Below are 25108 nucleotides of genomic sequence, written 5' to 3'. Positions count from 1 at the left end.
CGCCTTCACCGCCCAGAACGCCGCGCTTGCGGCATGATCACCACCAAACCCGTGTCAACGGATCCTGCAGCAGTCCCCGTCTCAGGCCGCTCGTCGTGCGGCGCGGTACTGCTCGATGTCTGTGCGGGCAATGCGCCAGTTGCGGCCGTGCCTCTCAGCAGGGAGCCGCTCTTCCTCGATCGCGAGGCGGACGGCTCGGTCTGTGATGCCGAGGAGGTCTGCGGCCTTGCTGGTGCTGACCCACTTCGAGGGTGCCGGGACTTCCGGTTCCTTCCGCTGGGCGCTTCCGGTGGCTTGGGTCTGCCACTGCAGCCCACCTCGATGGAGTGCGGCGAGGACCGCGTAGACCTCGGGGTCAGTGCCGCGCGCGCTGATCCTGATGGCCGAGAGGTTGGTCCGGGTCGCGAGCCATGCAGCGATCCGTACGGGCACGATCACGACCGCTTCGGGGCCCTCGCCGTGGAGGTAGGCGCTGGGCGGTTTGGGTTCGCTCATCGACCACTTCCTCGCGCTCGTACGAGGCGCACAGCCCCGCACTCGGAGCATCGGCAGATGTGCCACCCGCGCAGTGGGGACGGCTCGCTGGTCCAGCCCGGGATGCGGCAGCCGTACCGGTGGCGGGTGCCGTGCTGGTCGACGGTCTCGGGACGGCTGGTGGCGCTCATACGGACCCCTCTCGTCGTCGCAGTGCTGGGCAGGTGTCGTCGTGTCGAACCCAGAGGACCAGCACGTTGGCGGCGTCTTCGACGAGCTCGACGTCGGCCATGCAGTCGGCGCACGCGCTGACTACCCGCGGGCGGAAGAACGCTGCTCCGGCCATCAGGCGACCTCCCCCTCTGAGGGGGTGTCGAAACCGTCGAGTGTGTCGAATCCTGATCCGGACTGCGGGCTCGTTTCGACGGTTTCGACGGTTTCGACAGGGGTGTAGAGGCCCCTTCCTGCCTTGGCGATGCGCCCGCCCTTCTCCAGGCGGAGCAGGTAGTTCCCGGCGTCCTTGGGCTCGATCCCGAGCGCGATCGCCAGCGCCGTCGGGCCGATGCCCTGAGGGTTCTGCCCGACGATCCGCACGATCTCTGCGGACCGGTCGCCAAGCCCGACGCTGGTCTTCTTCTCGCTCGCTCGCTGCGCCGCGTCCTGTAGTGCGTCGCCGTCGAGAGTCCACGCTCCGAGCGTGGGGTCAAACGTAAGGGCGTACTCCGACTCTTCGACATCACGCCCGGTGATGTGAAGGGATGCGCCATGGTCTCCGCGCGCCCGCGCGAGGACGATCGTGGTGTCGGCAGCTCCGGTCAGGCCGGTCGAGCCGGAGACCATGTTGAACACGTCGCCGTCGGCCATCTTGCGCACGTGCGTCACGAGCACGACGGCGACACGGTGTGCGTCGGCAAGGCGTTTGAGCTCTCCGACGACCTTGTAGTCGCCCTCGTAGCGGTCGGCGTTCGCGGCCGACATCGGGCGGATCTTCCCGAGGACGTCGACCACGACGAGCCGCGCCTCGGGGTGGTCCTCAAGCCACCCCGAGATGAGGTCGGTCGCGCGCGGCATGGTGGGCAAGTTCGTCATGACAGCCAGGCGCGGCGGAGCGACGGTGCCGTCGAGCATCTTGGTGAGTCGGGACTTGATGCGCCGCGGGGTGTCTTCGAGCGCGCAGTACAGGACGTTGCCGCCCTGAGTCGGGATCTTGCCGAGCGCATACCCCTCAGCGGCGATCGCGAGGCTGAGGCCGAGCGCGAGCCAGGACTTGCCGAGCTTCGGGGCGCCGGCGAGGAGCGTGAGACCTTCGGGGATGAGGCCCTCGACGGCCCAGCGCGGGTCGGGGAAGTGGGTGGCGAGGAGCTCGTCGGCGGTGAAGTACGCGCCGAGGTCTCTGCCGATGGTCTCGAGGTCGTTCAAGGGGGCGCCTCCTGGGAGGTAGGTCGGGATGTGCCACGGCCCCGACCGGGAGGCCGGGGCCGTGGCTGATGTCAGGAGGCGTTGAACGGGTCGAGCTCGTCCTCGTCGTCGAACTCACCGCGGGGCTGCTGGATGGAGATCGGCTCGTCCTCTTCCCACCGCCAGTTCGCCATCCACGACGTGTGCGACGCGATGATGTTGAGCAGGATCTGGCGCTGTTGGACGTCGCCGACGGGCTCGAAGAGTCGGTCGACCTGGTTGGCGATGTCGGCGAACTGCTGCCAGACGCGGAGTTGAGGGTCGTCGTTCGCGCAGGTGCGGCAGACGTACATGGAGAGGTTCTTCGGCTCGGTGATGACGGTGCAGCCGTTGTTGAACTCGGTCCCGCACCGGCCGCAGTCGAACGGTGCGGTAGTCGTCGTATACGGCAGGTAGACGACGACGTTGCCCTCATCGTCACGGCGGAGCGGGAGCTTGAACGGGTTGTAGCGGGGCGGGAAGTCGATGACGTCGGTCACGGGTTGCTCCTGGGGGTCTGGCGGTCGAGCCGCTCGTACGCTTCGGTTCGTCGGCGTCGCAGCTCGGCAAGGGACGGGGTGGAGATGAGCCACTCGACGAGGTCGCGAACGGCGTCGAAGGTGGCCTCACGGGAGGCGGTGGCGATCTGCCGGTCGAGCGACCGAGCGATGCGGCGACGTTGGTCGACGAGTCGTGCACGCTGCGCGGCGAGTCGCTGACGGTGGTGGCGCTGCTCGTCGCTGTCCGGAATCGACGGGTCATCGCTGCCTAGCTCGATCGGGCCGCCCCGGAGGACCCCGACGGCGTCCGCCAGGGCGAGCATGTCGATCTCCGCCAATGCTTCGTCGATCCCGTCGAGGAGGTCGTCCACGTCGTCGCTCATCAGGAGGCCTCCAGAGCGTCGGCAGCGGTCAGGAGCAGTCCGGCGAACTGGCGCGCCGCCTCGGCGCTCAGGAAGTGGGACCCGAACATGTCGACCTCGAAGTCGACTCGGATGCCGTCGTTCATGAGGTCGCTGCCGTCGTTGTGCACGGCGCCCTGGCGTTGGACACGAACGGCCGTGGCCTGCTCGACTCCCTCGACGGACTCGCAGGTCCACTCGCCGGTGCTTACGACGCCGATCTTGGTGACGGTCTCCCAGTACTCGTCGGGGGTGCCGTCCTCGTACCGAGTGGTCTCCGACTCCTGCTCGCCTGCGCAGTGGACGAGGGCTGACGCGCGGGCCAGGGCGGTCGCGAGCTTTCCGATGGCCGGGGGAAGGCCGATGAAGTCCGGATGCAAGATCGAGATCTCGGCGGGGTCTACGCCATCCTCGGAGTCGCCGTAGCAGAACTCGGACGCGATGATGCGGATCTCGTTGTCGACGTCACCCTGGTGGTAGCGGGACCAGCCGCTGCCATCGGGCTCCCATTCGCAGTTGTGGGCGCACCACGAGAGGGCGCATGAGGTGGTGGGCTTGGCGACGGGCGTCACGTTGACGGCCTCGTTGACCTGCTGGACGATGGTGTCCATCGGGTTCTCCTCATTCGAGTGGGTGGGAATTTCGATCGACGGACCGGTGCAACGGTCCGTGTGGGAAGGGCCCTCGACTGCCGGTGCAACGGCGTTGTCGGGGGCCTTCCTTGTGTTCGGGGCCGTCGCTCTCACTGCGCCAGCACCTTGTTGTTCTCGGCGTCGTACTGGGCTTGTACCCACGCCTCGCAGTCCGTCTCGCGGTAGCGGATCCGGCGCCCGAGCTTGAAGCTCTTCGGCCCGCGACCGACCTTTCGGTACCAGCGCAGCGTCTCCGCTGGGATCCCGTACCGGTCCGAGACCTCGGCGAGCGACAGCAGAACCTCCACAGGTTCACCTCGATTCCATGTCGAGATCAACTAACACTTCTAGTAGACCACGCCACCTAGTGCACCGCAACTAACCCATCTAGTACCCTGGTGCACCATGAGCGATGAGAAGGAAGCCGACCCTCGGGACGTCCTTGCGGGACAGAACCTCACCGTCCTCCGAGGGGAGATGACGCAGGCAGCCCTCGCCAAGCAGATGCGCGACCGCGGGTGGAAGTGGTCACAGGCGACGGTCTGGGCGATCGAGAAGGGGGAGCGGCCACTGCGCGTCGCTGAGGCGGTCGACGTGCTTCATGTCCTCAAGGGGGATTCGGTCGGTGGGATCGAATGGCATCTGCTGCGTCCGAGCACTCACTCACAGCTGGGTCAGGCCGGGCGAGCAGCGAAGGAGGCATGGGAGTCCGTCGTGGACGCAATGGTTGACTTCCGAAACCGCCAGCTTGATCTCGCCTTCCTGTACTCGCGAGCACGCGACGAAGATCTCGATCTGAGAGTCGGAGATCTAGCTCTCGTTGACAGTTGGCTAGCCGAGGACGCGCTTGAGTACGCCATCGAGGAGGCGAACCGTCGATGGAGGAAGAGGTTCGCTGAGGACGAAGACCCGACGGAGGAGATTGAGCTCTTCAAGGGCCGGGAGAGTCCCCGATGGACTCAGAACCCCACGCCTGCTGACGACAAGGGTGACGATGGTCAGCGTCAAGAAGAGGCCTAATGGCAAGTGGCGTGCGCGCTACCGCGACGCCGCGGGTAAGGAGCATGCCCGTCACTTCGAGCGGAAGGTCGACGCGCAAGGGTGGCTGGACGAGGTCACTGCGTCGATCGTGACGGGCACGTACACGGATCCATCGAAGGCGAAGGTGACCGTGGGGGAGTGGTGCGACTCCTGGCTCGAGGGCTACAGCGTGAAGAAGGCCTCGACGGTGAGGCAGGCGCGCACGCACATCGCGCAGATCAAGGCGGGGCTCGGCGGGCACCGGCTGCAGGGGCTGCGGGCGTCGCATGTGAAGACGTGGGTGGCGTCGTTGAAGGACGGGGGAGCGGCGCAGTCCTATGTGTACGCGCTGCACGCCCGGCTGTCGCAGATCCTCACGGACGCGGTGCACGACGGGATGATCCCGAGGAACCCGTGCTCGCGGCGGACGGCGCCGCCGGCGGGGAAGCAGCGCGCGTTCATCGCGTCGACGGAGCAGGTGTGGGCGCTGCACGACGCGATGCCTCTTGAGCTGCGCCCCGCGATCCTGCTGGGCGCGTTCGCTGGGCTGCGGACCGCGGAGGTGTGCGGGCTGCGGGTCGCCGACGTCGACTTCATGCGCGGCGTCATCTCACCGACGGTTCAGTACCCCGCCGAGCCGCTCAAGACCGACGAGTCGAAGAACCCGCTTCCGATCGCGCGCGAGCTCTCTCTCGAGCTGGCGACTCACCTCAAGGAGTATCCGTCGGACGGGACGTTCCTGACGACCGAGTTGCAGGAGCAGGTCGGGCCGTGGCAGATCACCCGCGCGGTGCGTGACGCCCGGGTTGCCGCTGGGCTCCCGTCCGTGTTCCGGTTCCACGACCTGCGGCACTACTACGCGTCGCTGCTCATCGCGGCGGGTGCAGACGTGAAGGTGGTCCAGGCGCGGCTGCGGCACGCGTCCGCGAAGACGACGCTCGACACCTACGCCCACCTGTGGCCGGACACAGAAGAGTCCACACGGGCCGCCGTTGGTGCAGTGTTGGCGGCTCGTGCGGACTCTCTGCGGACTACGGCATCGTCCGGCTAGCGTCTGCGCAGGTCAGACGCGCAGGACCGATCAGATGTCGTAGTAGAGCTCGAACTCGTGCGGGTGCGGGCGCAGGCGGATCGGGTCGATCTCGTTGGCCCGCTTGTAGTCGATCCACGTCTGGATGAGGTCCGGCGTGAACACGTCGCCCTGCGTGAGGAACTCGTGGTCGGCCTCGAGGTTGTCCAGCGCCTCGGAGAGCGAGCCGGGGACCTGCTGGATCTGCGCGTGCTCCTCGGGCGGCAGCTCGTACAGGTCCTTGTCGATCGGCTCCGGCGGCTCGATGCGGTTCTTGATGCCGTCGATGCCGGCGAGGAGCTGCGCGGCGAACGCGAGGTACGGGTTGGCCGACGGGTCCGGCACGCGGAACTCGACGCGCTTCGCGGCGGCGGACGAGCCGGTCACCGGGATGCGGATGCACGCGGAGCGGTTGCGGGCCGAGTAGACCAGGTTGACGGGGGCCTCGTAGCCCGGGACCAGGCGGTGGTAGGAGTTCACCGACGGGTTGGTGAACGCGAGCAGCGACGGCGCGTGCTTGAGCAGGCCGCCGATGTACCAGCGCGCGAGGTCGGAGAGACCGCCATAGCCCTTCTCGTCGAAGAACAGCGGCTTGCCGTCCTTCCACAGGGACTGGTGCGAGTGCATGCCCGAGCCGTTGTCGCCGAAGATCGGCTTCGGCATGAACGTGACGGACTTGCCGGCCTCGAACGCCTCGTTGCGGATGACGTACTTGAACTTCATCAGGTCGTCGGCCGCGTGCAGCAGCGTGTTGAAGCGGTAGTTGATCTCCTGCTGGCCGGCGGTGCCCACCTCGTGGTGCGCGCGCTCGACCTCGAGGCCGACCTTCTCCAGCGTCGCGCACATCTCGTCGCGCAGGTCCGCGAAGCGGTCGGACGGGGAGACGGGGAAGTAGCCGCCCTTGTAGCGCGTCTTGTACGCGAGGTTGCCACCCTCCTCCTCGCGGCCCGTGTTCCACGCCGCCTCGACGGAGTCGAGGTAGTAGAAGCTCGAGTGCTGGTTCGTCGCGAAGCGCGCCTCGTCGAAGAGGTAGAACTCGGCCTCGGGCGCGAAGAACGCCGTGTCGGCGATGCCGGTGGAGCGCAGGTACGCCTCGGCCTTGGCCGCGATGTTGCGGGGGTCGCGCGAGTACGGCTCGCCCGTGAACGGGTCGACGATGGAGAAGTTCACGACGAGCGTCTTGCGCTTGCGGTACGGGTCCACGAACGCGGTCTTGACGTCCGGCACGAGCTTCATGTCCGACTCGTGGATCGCCTGGAAGCCGCGGATCGACGACCCGTCGAACATCAGGCCGTCCTCGAACGCCGACTCGTCGAACTGCGAGACGGGGATGTTGAAGTGCTGCATGATGCCGGGCAGGTCGCAGAACCGGACGTCGACGAACTCGACGCCTTCGTTCCGCGTGAAGGCGATTGCCTCCTCCGCGTTGTTGAACATCCGTTGCTCCTTGATCGGGTGGTGCCGTCGGGCTGCGCGGCGGACGAGCCGCTGACGTGGCGCCCACGAACCTAGGCCGGGGCGGTTTCCCTGCGGTGTACCCCTTGTTTCGGTCGTGTTACGTCCCGCGTCCCCGTGTGACGATCGTGCGACACGAGGGCGCGCGGCAGCCGACGTGGGGTCGGTGTGCCGTTCGGCACGATACCGCCGTCCGGCCGCCGGCGGGCGGTCCCGTCCACCGCGTGGCACGTACGCTGGTCCCGTGGTTTCACGCGAGGACATGGGTTCGTGGCTCGAGGGCGCCCCGGGCGGCCAGAACAGCGGTCGCGGTGCGCGGCTCGGACTCCCGCCGGACGGCCCCGGCTCCCTCGCGACGCTCGGTCGGCGCGTCGTCGCGCTGGTCATCGACTGGGTCCTCGCGACCCTCGTCGCGTTCCTCTTCTTCCGGCCCGCGGCCCCGGGGTTCTTCGAGGGCATCTCGGCGCTGCCGGTCTGGTCGCAGCCGCTGGTCTTCGCGATCGAGAACGTGCTGCTCGTGAGCACGCTCGGGTTCACCGTCGGCCACCGCGTCATGGGGATCCGGGTCCGGCGACTCGCCGAGCCGGCCCGCATGGTGGGTCTCGGTCGCGGCGTGCTGCGCACGGTCCTGCTCTGCCTCGTCATCCCGGCGGTCGTGTGGGACGCCGACGGTCGCGGACTGCACGACCGGGCCGCGGGCACGGTCCTCGTCCGCTCCTGACCCCGGGCGGCCGGGGCGGCCGGATCCCTACCCCACGCACGACGACGCCCGGCCGGCAGAGGGAAGATCCTCGCCGACCGGGCGTCGGTCGTGGTGCAGGGGGTGCGTCAGCGCCCCTTGAGGCCCTTGCGGTCCGGGCGGGCCCGGGTCGGGTCGATCCCCTTGGGGATCGGCAGGCGCGAGACGCCGAGCGCGCGCAGGCGCTTGGAGACCTCCGCCGTCTCGGGCTTCGTGAGGGTCGGCTTGAGCTTCTGGACGGCGCGGGGGAGCTTGGGCAGCGCCACCTGGTCCTCGCCGTCGCCGACCTGGATCGTGGTGACCGGCACGTTCGGCAGCACCCGCGCGACGCGCTTGCGCTCGGCGTCGAGCAGACGCTTGGCGCGGTGCGGCGGGCCCTCGCTCACGAGCACCACACCCGCGCGCCCGACGCCGCGGAACACGAGGTCCTGGGTGCGGGGGTCGATCGCGACGGGCTCCTCGTCGAACGTCCACCCGCGGCGGATCGTGCCGAGCGCGGCGCGCGCGGCGCCGGGCTGACCCTCGATCTGCTGGTAGGCGGCGCGCTCGGCGCGGCGCGTGAGGACGAACATCGCGCCCAGCGCCGCGAACGGGATGCCGACGATGAGCGTGTAGACCCACTGGCCCCACCACAGGCCGATGCCCAGCGCGACGGCGAGGATGCCGACGAACACGCCGAGCATGACCCACGTGACCGCCGGGTCCTGCTTGCGGGTCATCTGGTAGGCGGCCCACACCTGGTGGTACCAGCGCTGCTTCTTGGGCTTCTTCTGCTTCGCGACCTGCTCGCCGGCGGCGGGCGCGCCGGTGCTGTCCGAGTTCTTGCGGGCCATGCCGGTCAGTCTAGTGGGGTGCGCGGGCCAGCAGGCTCGCGGCCTCCTGGCGGGACGTCGTCGGCTCGGCGAGGTGCGCGAGCGCGGCGGGGATCTCCATGCCGCGGCGCGTCATGGCCTGGCCCCAGAGCCGCCCGGCGCGGTACGACGACCGCACGAGCGGGCCGGACATGACGCCGAGGAAGCCGATCTCCTCCGCGGCGTCCGACAGCTCGACGAACTCCTCCGGCTTGACCCAGCGGTCCACGGGGTGGTGCCGCAGCGACGGGCGCAGGTACTGCGTGATCGTCACGAGGTCGCAGCCGGCGTCGTGCAGGTCCTGCAGCGCCTCCTTCGCCTCGTCGATCGTCTCGCCCATGCCGAGGATGATGTTCGACTTGGTGACGAGCCCCGCCTCGCGCGCCCGCGTGAGCACGGAGAGCGAGCGCTCGTACCGGAAGCCGGGACGGATCTGCTTGAAGATGCGCGGGACCGTCTCGAGGTTGTGCGCGAGCACCTCCGGCCGCGAGTCGTTCACCTCGTCGAGCAGCTCGGGGATCGCGTTGAAGTCCGGGATGAGCAGCTCGACGCCGGTGCCGGGGTTGAGCGCGTGGATCTGGCGGACGGTCTCCGCGTAGAGCCAGGCACCGCCGTCGGGCAGGTCGTCGCGCGCGACGCCCGTGATGGTCGAGTAGCGCAGGCCCATCGCCTGGACGGACTCCGCGACGCGGCGCGGCTCGTCCGCGTCGAAGTCGGCCGGCTTGCCCGTGTCGATCTGGCAGAAGTCGCACCGGCGCGTGCACTGGTCACCGCCGATGAGGAAGGTCGCCTCGCGGTCCTCCCAGCACTCGAAGATGTTGGGACAGCCCGCCTCCTCGCAGACCGTGTGCAGACCCTCGCGCTTCACGAGCCCCTTGAGCTCGGAGTACTCCGGGCCCATGGTTGCGCGGGTCTTGATCCACTCGGGCTTCTTCTCGATCGGCGTCGCGGCGTTGCGGGCCTCGACCCGCAGCATGCGCCGTCCTTCAGGTGCGATCGTCACGGGTGTCTCCCGGTCGTCGTGGCGAGTGAGCGCCGACGTCGCGCCCACCAAGCGGGCGGGCGGCGCACCGTTCGGGTGCGCGCCCTGGTACGACGCCGGACTCCGGTCAGACTACGCGCTCGCGCTCGTCGTCTCCCGTGCGTCGCTCACCCTGTGGACGTGACGTCAGCGACACCCCGGTCACGACGAGCAGGACCGCCGCGACGACGGGGAGCGCGAACGCGCTCGTCGTCGACACGGTGTCGGCGAGCGCGCCGCCCCCGGACGCGCCGATCGCGACACCGACGACGTTCGCGCTGGCCACGAGGGTCATGGCCGACGCCGTGCGCCCGGCCGGCGCGCGCTCGCCGGCGACCGTGAAGACCGTGACCATGACCGGCCCGACGAACAGGCCGGTCGCCGCCACGGCGACGACGACCGCGGTCAACGAGCCGCCCGCGGCCGCGAGCACGAGACCGGCGGTGCCCACCAGGAGCCCTGCCGCGAACGTGATCCAGCGGCTGCGCAGCCCCCAGCGCCGGGGCAGGGCGACCACGGAGAGCGCGGTGATCGCGGAGCCGACGCCCATGACCGCGTACACGAGCCCTGCGCTGCCCGGCACGCCCGCGTCGCGCGTGAGCGCGGTGAGCGCGGCCTGGGTCCCGCCGAACAGCAGGCCCATGGCGAGCATCCCGACGAGCACGACCGCCTCGCGCCGCATCAGCGCGGCCGTCCCGCCGGCGTCCGCGGCACCGGCCGTCGTGCCGTGCGGGCCGGTGCCGTGCGGCGCGGTCGCGCGCGCTGTCGGGTGGAGCGCGAACGCGGCGCCGAACACGGCGATGCCGCCGGCCGCAGCGAGCACCGCGACCTGCGGCGAGCCTGCCGATGCGAGGACGCCCACGAGGGCGGGCCCCAGGACGAAGCTCACCTCGTCGGCCGTGCTCTCGTAGCTCATCGCGGCCTCGACGGTGCGCGGCTCGTCGGCTGCGAGGCGCAGCCAGCGCACGCGGGCCAGCGGACCGACCTGGGGAGCGCTCGCGCCCGTCGCCGCCGCGGCGAGCAGCACCGCGGCCGTGGCGCCCGGTGCGGACGCCGAGAGCACGAGGGCCAGCACGGCGACCGTCGCCACCGGCACGCAGACGAGCAGGACGCGACGCTGGCCGACACGGTCGGCGAGCGCGCCCTGGGTCGGGCCGCCGAGCGCCGTCCCGAGCGCCGTCGCGGCGGACGCGAGGCCCCCGAGCGCGACCGACGAGGTGGTCGACGACACGAGCAGCAGCGTCCCGATCGTCAGCATGGAGAACGGCAGGCGCGCGAGGAACGCGACAGGGAGGAACGCACGGCCCGCGAGCTGAGGGAGCCGGGCGTAGCCCGTGCGGACGGGCACGCCGTCGGGCGGGGGAGGTGCGGGGGTGCGGGGGCGCGACGCCGCGCGCGCGGGGGTGGTGGTCATGCGGTCCAGGTCCTCGGGGTACGTCCTACCGCGCGCCGACCCACCCGTACTCCGGCGCGCGAGGATTCCCTGGAGCCTCCAGCCTATCCCGCGAGCGCGGCCGGCGGGGCGTCCGGAGCGTCGGCCGCGAGCAGCGGGCCGAGTGCCGTCCCGAGCGCGTCGACGAGGAGCGGTGCGACCTCGGCGAGCGTGACCTCGCGACCGAGCTCGGCCGTGAGCGACGTCACGTCCGCGTCCTCGATGCCGCACGGGACGATCCGCTCGAACCGCGACAGGTCGGGCACGCAGTTCAGCGCGAGCCCGTGCATCGTCACGCCGCGCGCGACCCGCACGCCGATCGCGCAGACCTTGCGCTCGCGGCGGGACGCGTCGGCCGCGACCCAGACCCCGCTGCGGCCCTCGACGCGCATCGTCGCGAGCCCGAGGCGGGTGCAGACCGCCATGACGGCCTCCTCGAGCGCCCGGACGTACGCGACGACGTCCACGGGCTCGGCGAGCCGGACGATCGGGTAGACGACCTGCTGGCCGGGACCGTGCCAGGTGATCTTCCCGCCGCGGTCGACGTCCACGACGGGCGTGCCGTCGTCGGGCCGGTCGGAGCGGTTCGTGCGGCGCCCGGCCGTGTAGACGTCGGGGTGCTCGACGAGGACGAGGGTGTCCGGCCGCGCGCCCGCGACGACGTCGTCGTGCACCGCGCGCTGCAGGTCCCAGGCCTCGTGGTAGTCCGTGATCCCCGGCAGCGCGAGCAGGTCCATCGGGCCAGGCTAACGCTCGTCGCCCGGTGTGCGGGGGAGGGTCTCGAGGAGCGTGAGGAGCGCCGCGCGCAGGGCGGCGATCTGGTCGTCGTCGAGGCCGCGGGTCGCGAGGTCCTCCGCGGGGCGGCGGCGCGCCGCGGCGAGCCCGGCCACGCGGCCGGCGTCGGTGATGGCCACGGCCCGACGGCGGCGGTCGGCAGGGTCGTCGGTGCGCGTCACGTAGCCGGCCCGCTCGAGCCGCGCCACGATCCGGCTCATGGTCTGCTCGGTGACGCCCGACTCGTCCGCGAGGACGCGCTGGGACCGAGGCCCGGACAGCAGGTGCATGAGCACGGGGAAGCCGGCGTGGTTGAGGTCCCACTGCCCGAGGTGGGCGTTCCACTCCCGTTCGATCCGGCGCGCGACGGCGAAGAGCAGCCGGCCGGTGGCCCACTCCTGGGGGTCGCCGGGGGTGGGGTCGCCGACGTCCGGGTCGACGTGCGGCCCGGTGCGGTCCCTCGGTGCAAGCTCCAACGTGCATTCCTCCCTCCACCATGGCACCATTCCTCAGCATGCTGAGCAATCGGACGGGCGGGTTCCTCCGCGGACTGATCATTGTCGCAGTCATCGGTCTCTGGATGGCCATCGGCGCACTGGGTGGTCAGGCGCAGGGTCGTCTGAGCAGCGTGCAGACCAACGACGCCGCGGCGTTCCTGCCGGCGAGCGCCGAGTCGACGCGCGCCGCCGAGGTCGCGCAGGAATTCACCGACTCCGAGACGCTGCCCGCGCTCGTCGTCGCGACGACTGGCGATGGGAGCGCGCTCACGCCCGACGACCTCGCGGCGCTCGACGCCTACGCGCAGGCCGTCCCCACCGCACCGCTCGAGGGGACCTCAGGCGACGAGCCCGCGACCGTGGGTGACGTCTCGATCGCCGACCCGGTCCTCGTGCCGTCCGAGGACGGGGAGGCCGCGCTCGTCGTCGTCTCGCTCGACGCGTCCGTCGCGTCCGACCGCATCGGGGCGGACGAGAGCAGCGTGAGCGAGCTCGCCGTCGGCGCGCTGCGCGACCTCGCCGCCGCGGACGCGGCCGACGGCGGCCTCGCCGGCACGTCGCTCGACGTGTGGGTCACCGGCCCCGCCGGGTTCGTCGCCGACCTCGTCACGGCCTTCGGCGGGATCGACACCGTGCTGCTGCTCGTCGCGCTCGGTGCGGTGCTCGTCATCCTCGCGGTCGTCTACCGCTCGCCGATCCTGCCGTTCATCGTCATCCTCACGGCCGTGCTCGCGCTGACGCTCGCCGGTCTCGTCGTCTACGAGCTCGCGGCGGCGGACGTCCTGACGCTCAACGGGCAGTCCCAGGGCATCCTCTCGATCCTCGTCGTCGGGGCCGCGGTCGACTACTCGTTGCTCGTGGTGGCCCGCTACCGCGAAGAGCTGCGCCTCGTCCGGTCGACGGCGACGGCGCTGCGTCGTGCCGTGCGGGCCTCGGTCGAGCCGATCGCGGCGAGCGCCGGCACCGTCATCGCGGGTCTGCTCTGCCTGCTCCTGTCCGACCTGTCGTCCAACCGCAGCCTCGGCCCCGTCGCGGCGATCGGCATCGCCGCGGCGTTCGTCGCCGCGCTCACGCTCCTGCCGGCACTCCTGCTCGTCGCGGGGCAGCGGTCGCGCGCCCTGTTCTGGCCGCGCATGCCGCGGTACGACGCCGACCACGCGGCCCACGAGGCCGCCGTCGCCCAGGCGTCGCCCGAGAACGAGAACAGCGTGAGCATCGACGGGCACGGCGTGTGGTCGCGCGTCGCGAGCTTCGTCGGGCGGCACGACCGGCGTGTGTGGATCGTCACGGCGCTCGTGCTGGCCGCGTGCGCGGCGTTCGTGCCGACGCTCGACGCCGAGGGGACCGGCGACTCGGAGGTCTTCCTCGCGGACGTCGACTCCGTCGCGGGCGAGGAGGCGCTCACCGCGCACTTCGAGGGCGTGTCCGCGCAGCCGGCAACCGTCATCGCGCCCGAGGCGGACCTCGACGCCGTCGTCACCGCGGCCGAGGGCACCGACGGCGTCGCCGCCGCGACGCCCGTCACCGACCAGCCCGCCGTCGCCCCCGGGGCGCCCGCGCAGGGCGACCCGCTCGTCGTCGACGGGCAGGTGCGCGTCGACGTCACGACCGAGGCGCCGTCCGACAGCCAGGAGGCCGTGGAGACGGTCTCGGCGCTGCGCGACGCCGTGCACGAGGTCTCGCCCGAGGCCGTCGTCGGCGGTGCCGCGGCCGAGCGCCTGGACACCCAGCTCGCGGGGCAGCGCGACCTGCGGGTCATCGTGCCCGTCGTGCTGGTCGTGATCCTGCTGATCCTCATCCTGCTGCTGCGGTCCGTGCTCGCGCCCGTGCTGCTCATGCTCGCGAACGTGCTCTCGTTCGGGGCCGCCCTCGGCGTCGCCGCGATCGTCTTCAACCACGTGCTCGACTTCCCCGGCGCAGACCCGGCCGTCCCGCTCTACGCGTTCTGCTTCCTCGTCGCGCTGGGCGTGGACTACTCGATCTTCCTCATGACGCGGGTGCGCGAGGAGAGCCTGCGCGTCGGGACGCGGCGCGGCGTGCTGCGCGGCCTCGCGGTCACGGGGTCGGTCATCACGTCCGCGGGCGTCGTGCTCGCGGCCACGTTCGCCGCGCTCGGGATCATCCCGCTGCTCTTCCTCGCCCAGCTCGCGTTCATCGTCGCGTTCGGCGTCCTCGTCGACACCCTCGTGGTGCGGTCGCTCCTCGTGCCTGCCCTCGTGCACGACGTCGGACGTCGCGCCTGGTGGCCGAGCGCCCTCGGGCGCCTGGACCGCGGACCGGCGGAACCGGCTCAGCCCGCCGGCAGCGGCTCGGCCGGGCAGTCCGCCAGCACGCGCGCCATCGCCTCGGACTCCGACGGCGTGACCGAGAGCTCGTAGGCCGCCTTCACGGCGATCTTCCGGGCGACGTACGGGCACCGGAACGCGTGGTTCGGGGGCAGCCACGCCGACGCGTCGCGCGCGCCCTTCGACTGGTTCGCCGGGCCGTCGGACGCGAGCAGGTTGAGGGGGTCGTTCGCGAACTGCCGGCGCGTCTCGTCGTCCCAGGCGCGAGCGCCCTTGCGCCACGCGTCGAGAAGCGGCACGACGTGGTCGATCTGGACCGCCGCGCTCGTGGTGTTGCCGCGGCGGAAGTCGATCGTCTCGCCCGTGTACGGGTCGTGGAAGGTCCCGGTCCGGACCTCGCAGACGTCGCCGCGGGTCGAGAAGGTCAGGTCCGTGAGGTCGCGCGCGAGGATGTCGTTGCGGGTGTCGCACCCGTTGCCGTCGACGTCGGCCCACGCCGGACCGAACAGCGCGCGCTCGTAGCCGGTGTCCGGGCCGGGGCCCTTGACCTCGAGGCCGGCGAGGGCCTCGAGCGCGCTCCCGGCGACCGGCTCCGGGTCGGTGTCCGCCGCGACGGACCGCTGGTTGATGACGTTCGCGACGACGATCGCGATCGCCAGGGCGATGAGGACGTAGCGCAGGACGCTCCGACGAGGGACCTGGCGGCTCGTGGTGCTCAAGGGTCGACCTTCCCGAAACCGATTCTCGGCCCGACCCCCGCGAGACGGTACGCAGCGCTCCATATCGGACCAACGCGCACATTCTGCCAGGTCGCCCGGAGTGCTCCGGGCCGCGCCCGACGTGCCCCGCGCACCCCCGGCGCCCGGCCGCGACGCCGCTAGATTGGTCGGCATGGACACCGCCGCACGCACGCTCAGGGTCGGGATCGTCGGGTACGGAGGGGCCGGCCGCGGCATCCACGCCCGTCTCGTGCGCGAGGCCGGGCACACCGTCACGGCCGTCGTCGTGCGCTCGCCGGAGCGACGCGCCGCCGCCGCCGAGGACTGGCCCGGCGTGCACCTGCACGACGACGTCGAGGCGCTCCTCGCCGACCGCGCGGCCTACGACGTCGTGGTCGTGGCCAGCCCGTCCGCGCTCCACGCGGACCACGCGACGGCGCTCGTGCGCGCAGGCGTCCCCGTCGTGGTGGACAAGCCGCTCGCCCTGGGCGCCACGGCCTCGCGCGCCGTCGTCGACGCCGCCGAGGAGGCGGGGACGCCGCTCACCGTCTTCCAGAACCGCCGGTGGGACCCGGAGCAGCTCACGCTGCGGTCCGTGCTCGACCGCGGCGACCTCGGCCGGGTCCACACGTTCGAGCGCCGCTGGGAGCGCTGGCGTCCCGTGCCGCAGCAGCGCTGGAAGGAGAACGACCTCGTCGGGGGCGGCCTGCTCCTCGACCTCGGGCCGCACCTCGTCGACTCCGCCACGCAGCTCTTCGGTCCCGTCACCGGCGTGTGGGCCGAGCTCCGCTCGCACACGACCCCCACCGAGGACGACGTGTTCCTCGTGCTCCACCACGCCCCGGACGCCGACGGGAACGCCGTCGTGAGCCGCCTCTGGGCGGGGTCCGTCGTCGGCGCGCCCGGCCCGCGCACGCGCGTCCTCGGCACGGGCGGGGCGTACGTCGTCACGACGTTCGAGAACGACGCGTCGCCCTTCGAGGTGTTCGACGACGCCGCGCCCGCGGGCACCCTCGGCTGGGTCACGCGCGGTCGCGAGCGCGAGCCCGTGCCGCAGGCCCCCGGCGGGCACGCGGACTTCTACCGCGCGGTCGCCGCGTGGTTGCTCGACGACGGCCCCGTGCCGGTCGACCCGCGCGACGCCGTCCGCACGGCCGAGGTTCTCGACGCCGCGCGCCGCAGCGCGCGGGAGGGTCGCCTGCTCGACGTGTGACGGGGCGCGCTGCCCCCGACCTGGCCCAGGGCAGACTGGTCCTGTGGACGACGGCTCGCGCGGGCGTGTCGTGCGGTGGGATGGGGGCATGCCGTCGTCGTCCCGCCGCCCGCGCCCGCCCGGGCCGTCCGTCGCCGACCTCGCGCCGGCGCTCGCGGCGGCGGGTTGGTCGCTGCGGCGGGAGCCGGGTGCGGTCGGCGGGGTGGTCGCGCGCGACGCCGCCGGCACGGTGTGCGAGGTCGCGCTGCTCACGGCGCCCGCGGACCCGAGCGCACGGGCCGCGCTCGTCGAGCACCTGCGCGGGCTCGGCGGGGAGCACGAGCACCTCGCGGCGGTGCGCGGCGTCGTGGCGGCGGACGGGTCGTCGCTCGCCGTCCTCGTCGACCACCTCGGCGGGCTGCGCCTCGACGAGCTCGCCGCCGCGCGCGAGCCGCTCCGCGCCGGGGAGGCGGTGACGGTCCTCGTCCCGGTCGCCCAGGCGCTGACGGCGCTCCACCGCGAGGGTCGCAGCCACGGCGCCCTGGACGCCGCGTCGGTCGTCGTCGCCCCGGACGGCCGGACGGTGCTGCGCCCGTCGCTGGCGCCCACGACGGCGTCGAGCGCCGACGACGTCCGCGACCTCGCCCGCACGGTCCTCGGTCTCGTCCCTCCGCCCGCGTCGAGCCACCCCGCGCACGCGGCGCCGCCCGACCCCGACGAGGCGCGGGCCCTCGCTGCGCTGCACGCGGAGCTCGCCGTCGCGCTCCGTGACGAGCCGGCCGCCCGTCCCGCCGTCGGGACGTTCGCCGCGCGCTGCTACGACGCCGTCGAGCCGCAGCCGATCGTCATGCCGGACCCCGCGCGCCTCGTCGCCGGCGCCCTGGCGGGTCGGCGAGCTCCCCGCCCAGCGGTGCCGGGGCGGCGAGCGGCCCGCGAGGACGTGGCCGCGGTGCCCGGCCGCCGTGGGGTGCGTAGACCGCGCGGGGTCCCGGGGCGGTCGGCGCGGCCGTCCGGCCTCGGGCGCGGGGCGAGGGCCGGTGCGCACGCCCGCCGGCCGGACCGGCAGCGACTCCCGTGGTCCGGCCGCACGACGACGGCCCTCCTCGGTGGCGCGGGGCTCATCGTGGCGGTGGTCGTCGCGCTCGCGGTCGGCACGCCGTGGCCCTCGCCCGTGCGCGACGACGGTCCCGCGACCACCCGCACGGCGTCGGCCGTGGACCCGGCGACCGACCCCACGCTCGACCGTGCCGACCCGCTCGGTGCGGCGCGCACCCTCACGGCGCGGCGGCTCGAGCTGCTCGCGGACGGTGCGGGGGACCTGTCCGCGGTGGTGGTCGCCGGTTCGGCCGCGGAGGCTCGCGACGCCGAGCTCCTCGCCGCGCTCGACGGCGTCGACGTGGTCGGGGCACGGGCCGAGGTCTTCGACGCCCGGCACGCCGATCCCCGGCCGCCGGATGCCGACGAGGGGCACGGGGCCGAGGCCGCGACGGTGGCCGTGGACTACGCGGTGTTGGCCCACCACCAGCGCACGGCCGCGGGCGAGGTGGAGGTGCCCGCCACGCCGCGGACCACGGTCGTCCTGGTGGTGCGGTGGACCGACGCGGGGTGGCGCGTCGCCGAGGCGCGGTGACCTCGCTCGCGCCGCAGGGTGAGCGAGCCGTCGACGAGCGCGACGGGGCCCGTCCGCGGGGAGGCCCGGCTGTGAGGACCGCCGGTCAGCGGCTCTCGACGACCTCGCGCGCGGCGTCCTCCAGGACGGGGTCGGACCACGTGAACCCGCTCGCCTCGAGGACGGTGGGCAGGGCGCGCTGGGAGCCGAGGATGTCGGACGCGAGCTCGCCGAGCGCCACGTGCAGAGCGAACGACGGCACCGCGAGCACGGCAGGACGGTGCAGCGCCCGCGCGAGCGCCCGGGTGATCTCGGCGTTGGTCGCCGGGTGCGGGGCGGACAGGTTGACGGGACCGTGCACGGGCGCGGTGAGGAGGTGCTGCAGCGCGGCGACCTCGTCGCGCAGCGTGATCCAGCTCCAGTACTGCGTCCCGGGGCCGAGGCGCCCGCCCACCCCGAGCCGCAGGAGGGGCAGCAGCCGGCCGAGCGCGCCGCCGTCGGGGGAGAGGACGATGCCGGTGCGGGCGTGCACCACACGGACCCCCGCCTGCTCCGCGGGAGCGGTCGCGGCCTCCCACTCGCGGACCAGCCGCGCGAGGAAGCCGTCTCCCGACGCGGACGTCTCCGTGAGCACCTGGGAGCCCCGGTCGCCGTAGTACCCGATGGCGGAGCCTTGGAGCCAGACCGGCGGCGGCGAGTCGAGGCCGGCGATCGTGCGGGCGAGCAACCCGGTGGTGCGCGTGCGGGACGTGACGAGCGTCCGCTTGTACGCCGTCGTCCAGCGGTGGTCGCCGATGCCCGCTCCGGCGAGGTTGACGACGGCGTCCGCCCCCGCGAGCACGCCCGGGTCCAGCCGGCCGGAGTCGGGGTCCCACTCGTGCTCGTCCGAGGTCTGCGGTGCGCGGCGCACGAGGCGGCGCACGTGATGACCGTCCGCGCGCAGACGTTCGAGCAGCTCGGTGCCGATGAGCCCGTGCGAGCCCGCCACGACGATGTCCATGGGAGACACGCTACGGGTCCGCGGCGGACTCGGCACGGTCCGCGGGGCACGCCCCGGACGGAAAAGGAGAACGCGCGAGGGCCCCGACCGGCGTGCGGTCGGGGCCCTCGTCAGCGTCGCGCCGGAGCAGGCCGGCGCCGTCCGCGGCGGGTGCCGCGGAGCGGGTCCGTCAGAGGCCGACCTCGGCCTCGAACGCGCCCTCCTCGATGCGGTTCTTGATGGTGGTGAGGAAGCGCGCGGCGTCCGCACCGTCGACCAGGCGGTGGTCGTAGGACAGGAAGATGAAGCACGTCGAGCGGATGCCGATCGTGTCGTTCCCGTCCACGTCCGTCACGACGACGGGGCGCTTCGTGATCGTGCCCGTGCCGAGGATCGCGACCTGACCGACCGGGACGATCGGCGTGTCGAAGACGGCGCCGCCCGAGCCGGTGTTCGTGATCGTGAACGTCGCGCCCGCGAGCTCGTCCGGGCCGACCTTGTTGGCACGCGTGCGCGCGCCGAGGTCGGCGATCTTGCGTGCGATGCCGGCGAGGTTGAGGTCGCCCGCGTCCTTGATGACGGGGACCACGAGGCCGCGCTCGGTGTCGACCGCGATGCCCACGTTCTCCTGGCCGTGGTAGGTGATCTCGTCCTCGGCGAAGGTCGCGTTGATCTTCGGGTAGGCCTTGAGCGCCTCGACCGCGGCGAGCGTGAAGAACGGCAGGAACGTGAGGTTCGCGCCCTCGCGCGCCTTGAAGTCGGCCTTGGCGCGATTGCGCAGGGCGGCGACGCGCGTGACGTCGACCTCGACCGCCGTGGTGAGCTGCGCCTGTGTGCTCAGCGCCTCGACCATGCGGCTCGCGACGAGCTTGCGCAGGCGGCTCGTCTTCTCGGTCGTGCCGCGCAGCGGCGAGACCGCCGGGACCGACGCCTTCTTCGGGGCGCCACCGGCCGCGGGGGCGGCCGGTGCGGCAGCGGCGGGCGCCGCCTTGGCCTCCTCGGCCTTGCGGGCTGCCTCGAGCACGTCCTCCTTGCGGATGCGGCCGCCGACGCCCGTGCCCGTGAGGGACGAGAGGTCGACGCCCTTGTCCGCGGCGAGCTTGCGCACGAGCGGCGTGAGGTACGTGCCGCCGGCCTTGGCGGCCGGGGCCGGGGTCGCACCAGGAGCCGACGGCGCGGACGGCTTCTCCGCGGCGGGAGCGGGGGCGCTCGTCGCGGGGGCGGGCGTCTCCTCCTGCGCGGCCTGCGCGGGGACGTCCGCCTCGCTCGCCGGGGTGCGCGCCTCGGTCGGCGCCTCCTCCTGCTTCGGGGCCTCCTGCGCGGGCTGCTCGGCCGGAGCGGCGGGGGCCGCGGCCGGGGCGGCGCCGGAGCCGACGATCGCGAGCACGGCGCCGACCTCGACCGTCTCGTCCTCCTGGACGAGGATCTGCTGGACGGTGCCCGCGACGGGCGAGGGGACCTCGGTGTCGACCTTGTCGGTCGAGACCTCGAGCAGCGGCTCGTCGACCTCGACGGTGTCGCCGACCGACTTGAGCCACCGCGTGACGGTGCCCTCGGTGACGGACTCGCCGAGCGCCGGGAGCTTGATCTCCTCGCCGCCACCGGCGGAGTCGCCGGACGGCGCGGGCTGCTCGGCGGGCGCGGGGGCGGCGGGCGCCTCCTGGGCGGCCGGCTGCTCCGGCTCCGGCGCGGCCTGCAGGGCCGGAGCCTCGGTCTCGGCCTCGGCGGGGGCCGGCGCGGAGCCGCCACCGCCCGAGCCGTCGCCGATCACGGCGAGGTTCGCGCCGACCTCGACGGTCTCGTCCTCCTGGACGAGGATCTGCTCGAGCGTGCCCGCGACGGGCGACGGGATCTCGGTGTCGACCTTGTCGGTCGAGACCTCGAGCAGCGGCTCGTCGACGGCGACGGTGTCGCCGACCGACTTGAGCCAACGGGTGACGGTGCCTTCGGTGACGGACTCGCCGAGGGCCGGCATCTGCACGTTCTCAGACATGACCTGCCTGGTCTCCTTCGATCGTTGGGGTCAGTTGTGGGCGTGCAGAGGCTTGCCGGCCAGGGCCAGGTGCGCCTCTCCGAGTGCCTCGTTCTGGGTGGGGTGGGCGTGGACCAGGGCGGCGACGTCCTCGGGGTACGCCTCCCAGCCCACGATCAGCTGGCCCTCGCCGACGAGCTCGCCGACGCGGGCGCCGATCATGTGCACGCCGACGACGGGACCGTCCTTGCGGCGCACGAGCTTGACGAAGCCGCTCGTCCCGAGGATCTTGCTCTTGCCGTTGCCGGCGAGGTTGTACTCGAGGGACTCGACCTGGTCGGCCCCCCACGTCTCGGCGGCGTCGGCCTCGGTGACGCCGACGGACGCGACCTCGGGCTCGCAGTACGTGACCCGGGGGATGGACGACTCGACGATCGGCGTCGGGTCGAGGCCCGCGATCTGCTCCGCGAGGAAGATGCCCTGCGCGAAGCCGCGGTGGGCGAGCTGGAGGCCGGGGACGATGTCGCCCGCGGCCCAGATGTTGCCGACGCCCGTGTGCAGGCGCTCGTCGACGATCACGAAGCCGCGGTCGAGCGTGAGGCCCTGCTCCTCGAACCCGAGGTCCGCGGTGCGCGGGCCGCGCCCGACGGCGACGAGCAGCAGCTCGGCCTCGAACGTCTTCCCGGACTCGAGGGTCACGGTGACCCCGGAGTCGGTCTCCTTGACGCCGGCGAACCGGTCGCCGAGCGAGAACGCGATGCCCCGCTTGCGGAACGCGCGCTCGAGCGCCTTCGACAGGGCCACGTCCTCGTTCGGCACGAGGTGGGGCAGCGCCTCGACGATCTGGACGTCGGCGCCGAACGACTTCCACACGCTCGCGAACTCGACGCCGATGACGCCGCCGCCGAGCACGACGACCGACTTCGGCACGCGGTCGAGCCGCAGCGCCTGGTCGGACGTGACGACCCGGCCCCCGATCTCGAGACCGGGCAGCGACCGGGCGTACGAGCCGGTGGCGAGCACGACGTGGCGGCCGGTGTAGCGGGTGCCGTCGACCTCGACCGTGTCCTGCGACACGAGGCGACCGTGGCCCTCGACGTACGTGATGCCGCGCGAGGAGACGAGTCCCTGGAGACCCTTGTACAGACCGGCGACGACGCCGTCCTTGTACGCGTTGACCCCCGCCATGTCGATGCCCTCGAGCGTGCTGCGCACGCCGAACTTCGCGCCCTCGCGGGCGCCGTCGGCGAGCTCGGCCGCGTGGAGCAGCGCCTTGGTGGGGATGCACCCGTTGTGCAGGCAGGTACCGCCGAGCCGGCCCGACTCGACGAGCGCGACGTCGAGACCGAGCTGGGCGGCACGCAGCGCGGTGGCGTAGCCGGCGCTGCCTCCGCCCAGGACGACGACGTCGAATGGTGTGCCGGGTTCGGCCACGTGCGACTCCTTCAGCGAGGGGAGAGCGAGAGCGGGCGTCCACGGCACGACGGCGGGCCGGACGGGAACCGCTGACCCACGGTGCGTGAACGTTCTCCGGGAGCCATCTTGGCACCTCGGGGACGGGCTCCCCAATCGAAACCTGGGCCGTACGGCTGTGACGCTGGAGACAGCGCGCCCACCGTATGACCAGGGTCACGCTGTACCCTGCCGCTGTGCCCCGGCTGCCCAAGCTGTCCAGCCTGTTCTCCCGCCGTCCCGCGACCACCTCGTCGCCGGGCGGCGCCGCGGCCGCGCCGTCGGACGCCCGCCGCGCGACGCTCGCACACCTGCAGGAGTTCGTGCGCACGCGCGTCGGCGTCGAGGCGTACGTCGAGCCGCCCACGCCGGACACGGGCGCGACGCTCCTGCTCATCGCGACGACGGGGGAGTGGACACGGCGCCGCGTGCCGGACGAGAAGACGGCGTTCGACGTCGCCGGCTCGCTGGGCGTGCCCGTCTACAACGTCCGCTTCACCGGCTACCCGCAGCGCATGCGCGACTGGAACTCGCGCCAGCGCAAAAGCTCCTGACCGGGCCGCCCGCCGGGCGAGCAGGCGGTCCTGGTCCGTCGGGGCGACCGGACGGACCAGGACCACCTGCTCGGCGGGGTCGGGTCAGCGGCGGGCGCGGCCTTCGACCAGGCCCAGCAGGGTGCGGACGGCGACGCCCGTGCCGCCGACCGGCGTGTACCCGTGCGCGGAGCCCTCGTTGAACGCGGGGCCGGCGATGTCGAGGTGGGCCCACGGCGTCTCGCCGACGAACTCCTGGAGGAACAGCCCGGCGACGAGCATCCCGCCGAACCGGTCGCCGATGTTGGCGAGGTCCGCGACCTTCGACTTCAGCGACGCGCCCAGCTCCTCGGGCAGCGGCATCGGCCAGAACTGCTCGCCCGCGGCGTCGGCCGCCGCGACGACCTCCGCGCGCACGTCGTCGGCGCCCATGACCGCCGAGACGCGGTTGCCGAGCGCGACCATCTGGGCGCCGGTGAGCGTCGCGACGTCGAGCACGACGTCGGGCTTCTCCTCGACCGCGGCGACGAGGCCGTCGGCCATGACGAGGCGGCCCTCGGCGTCGGTGTTGAGCACCTCGACCGTCTTGCCGCCCCGGATCGTGATGACGTCGGACGGGCGCTGCGCGGTGCCGGACGGCATGTTCTCCGCCAGGCACAGCCAGCCCGTGACCGCCACGGGCAGGCCCAGGCGCGCGGCGGCGACGACGGTCTGGAGCACCGCGGCGGCGCCGGCCATGTCGGACTTCATCGCCTCCATGCCCTTCGCGGGCTTGATGGAGATGCCGCCCGAGTCGAACGTGATGCCCTTGCCGACGAGCGCGACCTTCGCCGCAGGGCGCGACGGCGTGTAGGCGACCTTGACCAGGCGCGGCCCGCGCGCCGAGCCCTGGCCCACGCCGACCAGACCGCCGTACCCGCCCGCGGCGAGCGCCTTGTCGTCGAGCACGGTGACCTTGAGGCCCTTGGCGCCGGACTCCTTGACGGCCTGCTTCGCGACGTCGGCGAACGCGGCCGGGTACAGGTCGTTCGGCGCCGCGTTCACGAGGTCGCGCGTCGCGTTGACCGCGGCGGCGACGACCGTCGCGCGCTCGACGGCGGCCTTCGCGGCGGCGCTGCGCGCGTTCGCCGCGAGGATCTCGACGGTCGCGGGCGGACGGCTCCCGGCCGACGTCGCGGCCTCGCCCGTGCGGTAGCGCGCGAACGTGTAGGTGCCCAGGAGCGCGCCCTCGGCGACGGCGGCGAGCTGCGCGTCGTCCTCGACGGGCAGCGCGACGGCGACCGACGCGGTGCCGGCGAGCGCGCGCAGCGCGGCCCCTGCCGCACGGCGCAGCGCCTCGGCGCCGAACGTGCCGTCGGCCCGGCGGGCGCCGAGGCCCACGAGCACGAGCACGCCCGCCTTGAGGTCGGGACCGGCGGGGACCTTGCGGACCTCGTCGGCGGCGCCCGTGATGCCGAGCGCGGGTGCGAGGTCCTCGAGGGCGGCGACCACCGGACGGGGCAGGTCGCCCCCGACGATCGCGACGCCGTCGGACGTCGTGTGGGTGCCGACGACGAGCGCGTCGACCTTGGCACCGGCGGGATTCTTGCTGGAGACGGTCAGTTCAGCCACCCCGCGATGCTATCCCCGGCCGCCCGCGGGGTCCGCCGGGCCTGTGGACGATTCCCGCGGCGCCCACCGCCCCCGGTACGCTCGGCGGCGTGGTCCTCCCCCTCCTGCTCCTCGTGGTCGCGGCGTGCGTCGCGCTCGCCGCCTGGGCGGTCGTGTTCGTCGCGCGCGACCGCGCGGTGATCCTGCGCCAGCTGTGGGGCGCCGCGGTGATCGAGGGGCTGATCCTCGTGCAGGCGGTCGTGCTCGGGGTGCTCGGCGCGACCGGGACGGCGCCCACCGACCCGGTGCTGCTGTGGGGCTACCTCGTGACCGCACTCGTCATCCTGCCCGTCGCCGCGCTGTGGGCGTTCGCGGAGCGCTCGCGCTGGAGCTCCGTCGTGCTCGCGGTCGCCGCGCTCACGGTCGCGTTCCTCGAGTGGCGGCTGTGGCAGATCTGGAACGCCTGACCTGGAGG

At 72.9% G+C, this 25108-nt stretch carries 25 protein-coding genes; 8 read left to right on the top strand and 17 right to left on the bottom strand.

Annotation, left to right across the window (positions count from 1 at the left end; translation table 11 throughout):
• Window positions 1–81: 81 nt before the first annotated feature.
• The 6 genes from E1O70_RS19460 to E1O70_RS19435 all read right to left on the bottom strand — a co-directional run bounded on the left by E1O70_RS19460 (window position 82) and on the right by E1O70_RS19435 (window position 3752).
• Window positions 82–495, bottom strand: coding sequence for a helix-turn-helix domain-containing protein (locus tag E1O70_RS19460; protein ID WP_061269184.1), 414 nt, complete (start codon window positions 493–495; stop codon window positions 82–84).
• A gap of 324 nt (window positions 496–819) precedes the next feature.
• The gene (locus E1O70_RS19455; RefSeq protein ID WP_061269185.1) at window positions 820–1893 is read right to left on the bottom strand and encodes an AAA family ATPase; all 1074 of its coding nucleotides are present in this window, start codon (window positions 1891–1893) and stop codon (window positions 820–822) included.
• 71 nt (window positions 1894–1964) lie between these two features.
• A complete protein-coding gene (locus E1O70_RS19450) occupies window positions 1965–2411 on the bottom strand; it encodes a hypothetical protein (RefSeq protein ID WP_061269186.1) in 447 nt (148 codons plus the stop codon).
• Window positions 2408–2794, bottom strand: coding sequence for a hypothetical protein (locus tag E1O70_RS19445; protein ID WP_061269187.1), 387 nt, complete (start codon window positions 2792–2794; stop codon window positions 2408–2410). Before E1O70_RS19445 ends, E1O70_RS19450 begins: the two co-directional genes overlap by 4 nt.
• Window positions 2794–3423 carry a hypothetical protein gene (locus E1O70_RS19440; protein WP_061269188.1) on the bottom strand — a complete coding sequence of 210 codons (630 nt, stop codon included), beginning with the start codon at window positions 3421–3423 and terminating at the stop codon, window positions 2794–2796. The genes E1O70_RS19445 and E1O70_RS19440 overlap by 1 nt, the downstream gene beginning before the upstream one ends.
• Window positions 3424–3554: 131 nt before the next feature.
• Window positions 3555–3752, bottom strand: a complete 198-nt coding sequence (locus E1O70_RS19435; protein WP_061269189.1) for a helix-turn-helix transcriptional regulator — start codon at window positions 3750–3752, stop codon at window positions 3555–3557.
• A gap of 97 nt (window positions 3753–3849) precedes the next feature.
• Between E1O70_RS19435 and E1O70_RS19430 the strand changes: the two genes are divergently transcribed.
• Together E1O70_RS19430 and E1O70_RS19425 are read left to right on the top strand one after the other, a co-directional pair.
• Window positions 3850–4464, top strand: coding sequence for a hypothetical protein (locus E1O70_RS19430; protein ID WP_061269190.1), 615 nt, complete (start codon window positions 3850–3852; stop codon window positions 4462–4464).
• Window positions 4439–5515 (top strand): site-specific integrase, encoded by a 1077-nt coding sequence (locus E1O70_RS19425; RefSeq protein WP_061269201.1) that lies wholly within the window; start codon window positions 4439–4441, stop codon window positions 5513–5515. The genes E1O70_RS19430 and E1O70_RS19425 overlap by 26 nt, the downstream gene beginning before the upstream one ends.
• 30 nt (window positions 5516–5545) lie before the next feature.
• Here E1O70_RS19425 and glnA read toward each other — a convergent pair whose 3' ends face one another.
• A complete protein-coding gene (gene glnA / locus E1O70_RS19420; protein WP_061269191.1) occupies window positions 5546–6970 on the bottom strand; it encodes a type I glutamate--ammonia ligase in 1425 nt (474 codons plus the stop codon).
• A 262-nt stretch (window positions 6971–7232) separates the two neighbouring features.
• On the opposite strand from glnA, the gene E1O70_RS19415 reads away from it, so the two are divergent.
• Complete coding sequence (locus E1O70_RS19415; protein WP_043656555.1) at window positions 7233–7709, top strand: RDD family protein; 477 nt, start codon at window positions 7233–7235, stop codon at window positions 7707–7709.
• A gap of 107 nt (window positions 7710–7816) precedes the next feature.
• Here the strand turns inward: E1O70_RS19415 and E1O70_RS19410 are convergent, their stop codons facing one another.
• The 5 genes from E1O70_RS19410 to E1O70_RS19390 form a co-directional block, all read right to left on the bottom strand.
• Entirely contained in the window at window positions 7817–8560 is a 744-nt protein-coding gene (locus E1O70_RS19410) for a DUF4191 domain-containing protein (RefSeq protein ID WP_021480396.1), read from the bottom strand.
• 10 nt (window positions 8561–8570) lie between these two features.
• Window positions 8571–9581, bottom strand: a complete 1011-nt coding sequence (lipA, locus tag E1O70_RS19405; protein WP_031315287.1) for a lipoyl synthase — start codon at window positions 9579–9581, stop codon at window positions 8571–8573.
• A gap of 106 nt (window positions 9582–9687) precedes the next feature.
• Window positions 9688–11013, bottom strand: coding sequence for an MFS transporter (locus tag E1O70_RS19400; RefSeq protein ID WP_061269192.1), 1326 nt, complete (start codon window positions 11011–11013; stop codon window positions 9688–9690).
• An 83-nt stretch (window positions 11014–11096) separates the two neighbouring features.
• A complete protein-coding gene (lipB, locus tag E1O70_RS19395; RefSeq protein WP_061269193.1) occupies window positions 11097–11768 on the bottom strand; it encodes a lipoyl(octanoyl) transferase LipB in 672 nt (223 codons plus the stop codon).
• A 9-nt stretch (window positions 11769–11777) separates the two neighbouring features.
• Window positions 11778–12281 (bottom strand): MarR family winged helix-turn-helix transcriptional regulator, encoded by a 504-nt coding sequence (locus tag E1O70_RS19390; protein WP_061269194.1) that lies wholly within the window; start codon window positions 12279–12281, stop codon window positions 11778–11780.
• A 104-nt stretch (window positions 12282–12385) separates the two neighbouring features.
• On the opposite strand from E1O70_RS19390, the gene E1O70_RS19385 reads away from it, so the two are divergent.
• Window positions 12386–14680 (top strand): MMPL family transporter, encoded by a 2295-nt coding sequence (locus tag E1O70_RS19385; RefSeq protein WP_240696779.1) that lies wholly within the window; start codon window positions 12386–12388, stop codon window positions 14678–14680.
• Here E1O70_RS19385 and E1O70_RS19380 read toward each other — a convergent pair.
• Window positions 14593–15306, bottom strand: a complete 714-nt coding sequence (locus E1O70_RS19380) for an HNH endonuclease family protein (protein WP_061269196.1) — start codon at window positions 15304–15306, stop codon at window positions 14593–14595. The genes E1O70_RS19385 and E1O70_RS19380 overlap by 88 nt on opposite strands.
• A gap of 172 nt (window positions 15307–15478) precedes the next feature.
• On the opposite strand from E1O70_RS19380, the gene E1O70_RS19375 reads away from it, so the two are divergent.
• Together E1O70_RS19375 and E1O70_RS19370 are read left to right on the top strand one after the other, a co-directional pair.
• Window positions 15479–16519, top strand: a complete 1041-nt coding sequence (locus E1O70_RS19375) for a Gfo/Idh/MocA family protein (RefSeq protein WP_061269197.1) — start codon at window positions 15479–15481, stop codon at window positions 16517–16519.
• An 88-nt stretch (window positions 16520–16607) separates the two neighbouring features.
• Complete coding sequence (locus tag E1O70_RS19370) at window positions 16608–18128, top strand: protein kinase family protein (protein ID WP_128957487.1); 1521 nt, start codon at window positions 16608–16610, stop codon at window positions 18126–18128.
• A gap of 85 nt (window positions 18129–18213) precedes the next feature.
• On the opposite strand, the gene E1O70_RS19365 is transcribed toward E1O70_RS19370, so the two are convergent.
• The 3 genes from E1O70_RS19365 to lpdA all read right to left on the bottom strand — a co-directional run bounded on the left by E1O70_RS19365 (window position 18214) and on the right by lpdA (window position 22492).
• Complete coding sequence (locus tag E1O70_RS19365; RefSeq protein ID WP_009864240.1) at window positions 18214–19107, bottom strand: TIGR01777 family oxidoreductase; 894 nt, start codon at window positions 19105–19107, stop codon at window positions 18214–18216.
• Between the two features lie 169 nt (window positions 19108–19276).
• Window positions 19277–21079 carry a 2-oxoglutarate dehydrogenase, E2 component, dihydrolipoamide succinyltransferase gene (gene sucB, locus E1O70_RS19360; protein ID WP_061269199.1) on the bottom strand — a complete coding sequence of 601 codons (1803 nt, stop codon included), beginning with the start codon at window positions 21077–21079 and terminating at the stop codon, window positions 19277–19279.
• Between the two features lie 30 nt (window positions 21080–21109).
• Window positions 21110–22492: a dihydrolipoyl dehydrogenase gene (gene lpdA, locus E1O70_RS19355; protein WP_061269200.1), complete on the bottom strand. Its 1383-nt coding sequence runs from the start codon at window positions 22490–22492 to the stop codon at window positions 21110–21112.
• A 215-nt stretch (window positions 22493–22707) separates the two neighbouring features.
• Here lpdA and E1O70_RS19350 point away from each other — a divergent pair, with 215 nt between their 5' ends.
• The gene (locus E1O70_RS19350) at window positions 22708–23064 is read left to right on the top strand and encodes an oxidoreductase (protein WP_370670926.1); all 357 of its coding nucleotides are present in this window, start codon (window positions 22708–22710) and stop codon (window positions 23062–23064) included.
• 84 nt (window positions 23065–23148) lie between these two features.
• On the opposite strand, the gene E1O70_RS19345 is transcribed toward E1O70_RS19350, so the two are convergent.
• Window positions 23149–24654, bottom strand: coding sequence for a leucyl aminopeptidase (locus tag E1O70_RS19345; RefSeq protein WP_034652934.1), 1506 nt, complete (start codon window positions 24652–24654; stop codon window positions 23149–23151).
• 89 nt (window positions 24655–24743) lie between these two features.
• Here E1O70_RS19345 and E1O70_RS19340 point away from each other — a divergent pair, with 89 nt between their 5' ends.
• Window positions 24744–25100 carry a hypothetical protein gene (locus E1O70_RS19340; protein WP_034652936.1) on the top strand — a complete coding sequence of 119 codons (357 nt, stop codon included), beginning with the start codon at window positions 24744–24746 and terminating at the stop codon, window positions 25098–25100.
• Window positions 25101–25108 lie beyond the last annotated feature (8 nt).

Source organism: Cellulosimicrobium funkei, assembly GCF_004519295.1.
GTDB classification, from domain to species: Bacteria; Actinomycetota; Actinomycetes; order Actinomycetales; family Cellulomonadaceae; genus Cellulosimicrobium; species Cellulosimicrobium funkei.
Note: the sequence above shows the minus strand (reverse complement) of the source record. Positions and strands in the feature narration are given on the sequence as shown.

What these genes read in the sequence shown, in the direction of transcription:
- sucB (WP_061269199.1), bottom strand. Translation starts at nt 21,079, where the DNA reads ATGTCTGAGAACGTGCAGATGCCGGCCCTCGGCGAGTCCGTCACCGAA.
- E1O70_RS19400 (WP_061269192.1), bottom strand. Translation starts at nt 11,013, where the DNA reads ATGACCACCACCCCCGCGCGCGCGGCGTCGCGCCCCCGCACCCCCGCA.
- E1O70_RS19425 (WP_061269201.1), top strand. Translation starts at nt 4,439, where the DNA reads ATGGTCAGCGTCAAGAAGAGGCCTAATGGCAAGTGGCGTGCGCGCTAC.
- E1O70_RS19440 (WP_061269188.1), bottom strand. Translation starts at nt 3,423, where the DNA reads ATGGACACCATCGTCCAGCAGGTCAACGAGGCCGTCAACGTGACGCCC.
- glnA (WP_061269191.1), bottom strand. Translation starts at nt 6,970, where the DNA reads ATGTTCAACAACGCGGAGGAGGCAATCGCCTTCACGCGGAACGAAGGC.
- E1O70_RS19375 (WP_061269197.1), top strand. Translation starts at nt 15,479, where the DNA reads ATGGACACCGCCGCACGCACGCTCAGGGTCGGGATCGTCGGGTACGGA.
- E1O70_RS19365 (WP_009864240.1), bottom strand. Translation starts at nt 19,107, where the DNA reads ATGGACATCGTCGTGGCGGGCTCGCACGGGCTCATCGGCACCGAGCTG.
- E1O70_RS19445 (WP_061269187.1), bottom strand. Translation starts at nt 2,794, where the DNA reads ATGAGCGACGACGTGGACGACCTCCTCGACGGGATCGACGAAGCATTG.
- E1O70_RS19430 (WP_061269190.1), top strand. Translation starts at nt 3,850, where the DNA reads ATGAGCGATGAGAAGGAAGCCGACCCTCGGGACGTCCTTGCGGGACAG.
- lipB (WP_061269193.1), bottom strand. Translation starts at nt 11,768, where the DNA reads ATGGACCTGCTCGCGCTGCCGGGGATCACGGACTACCACGAGGCCTGG.
- E1O70_RS19410 (WP_021480396.1), bottom strand. Translation starts at nt 8,560, where the DNA reads ATGGCCCGCAAGAACTCGGACAGCACCGGCGCGCCCGCCGCCGGCGAG.
- E1O70_RS19385 (WP_240696779.1), top strand. Translation starts at nt 12,386, where the DNA reads ATGGCCATCGGCGCACTGGGTGGTCAGGCGCAGGGTCGTCTGAGCAGC.
- E1O70_RS19460 (WP_061269184.1), bottom strand. Translation starts at nt 495, where the DNA reads ATGAGCGAACCCAAACCGCCCAGCGCCTACCTCCACGGCGAGGGCCCC.
- E1O70_RS19370 (WP_128957487.1), top strand. Translation starts at nt 16,608, where the DNA reads ATGCCGTCGTCGTCCCGCCGCCCGCGCCCGCCCGGGCCGTCCGTCGCC.